We start from the raw sequence: 994 nt of genomic DNA, 5'->3' as shown, positions 1-994 counted from the left end.
ACGAAGTGCGACGGGTCCCAGTTCAGCCCGAAGGCCTCGCGGTGCCCGATCGCCTCCATGGTGCGGACCGTCGTCCAGTAGTCGTAGGCGATCTCCGACGGGTGCACCTCGTGGGCGAACCGCACGCCGACCTCGTCGAACACGTCGAGGATCGGGTTCCAGCGGTCGGCGAAGTCGCGGTAGCCGTCCTCGATCATCGACTCGGGCACCGGCGGGAACATCGCGACGGTCTTCCAGATCTTGCTGCCGGTGAACCCGACGACGGTCTTCACGCCCAGCTTCGCCGCCGCGCGGGCGGTCAGCTTCATCTCCTCGGCGGCCCGCTGCCGCACGCCCTCGGGGTCGCCGTCGCCCCACACGCGCGGGTGCACCATGCCCCGGTGCCGCTCGTCGATCGGGTCGTCGCAGACGGCCTGGCCGTTGAGGTGGTTGGAGATGGCGAACACCTGCAGGTCGTGCCGCTTGAGCAGGTCGAGCTTCTCCTGGACGTAGGAGTCGTCGTTCGCGGCGCGCTCGACGTCGAGGTGGTCGCCCCAGCAGGCGATCTCCAGGCCGTCGTAGCCCCAGCCGGAGGCCAGCCGGCACATCTCCTCGAAGGGCAGGTCGGCCCACTGGCCGGTGAAGAGGGTGACGGGGCGTGGCATCAGTTCTCTCCTTGGATAGGGGTCCAGCGCGAGCTGTCCGCGGCGCTGCGCTCGACGGCGTCGAGCACCCGCTGGACCTGCAGGCCGTCGGCGAACGACGGCGCCGGGTCCTCGCCGGCCGCGATCGCGGTGACCAGGTCGACGACCTGGTGGGTGAAGCCGTGCTCGTAGCCCAGGCCGTGGCCGGCCGGCCACCAGGCGCCGACGTAGGGGTGCTCGGGCTCGGTGACGATGATCCGGCGGAAACCGGCGGTCTCCGCGGGCTCGCTGCCGTCGAAGAACTGCAGGACGTTCATGTCCTCGAAGTCGAAGGCCAGGCTGCCGGCCGAGCCGTTGACCTCGATGCGGAT

Annotated in this window: 1 protein-coding gene and 1 pseudogene; both read right to left on the bottom strand. The window is 70.2% G+C overall.

What is annotated here, in order from left to right; translation table 11 throughout:
• A partial coding sequence (locus ACI792_RS20865) for a sugar phosphate isomerase/epimerase family protein (protein WP_456604269.1) occupies positions 1–644 on the bottom strand: 644 nt, incomplete at its 3' end.
• Positions 644–994 (bottom strand): annotated as a pseudogene (locus ACI792_RS20860) (gfo/Idh/MocA family oxidoreductase); the annotation flags it as partial. The pseudogene ACI792_RS20860 and the gene ACI792_RS20865, both read right to left, overlap by 1 nt.

This window comes from Blastococcus sp. SYSU DS0669 (assembly GCF_054050895.1).
This window is presented reverse-complemented; position numbering and strand designations above follow the sequence as displayed.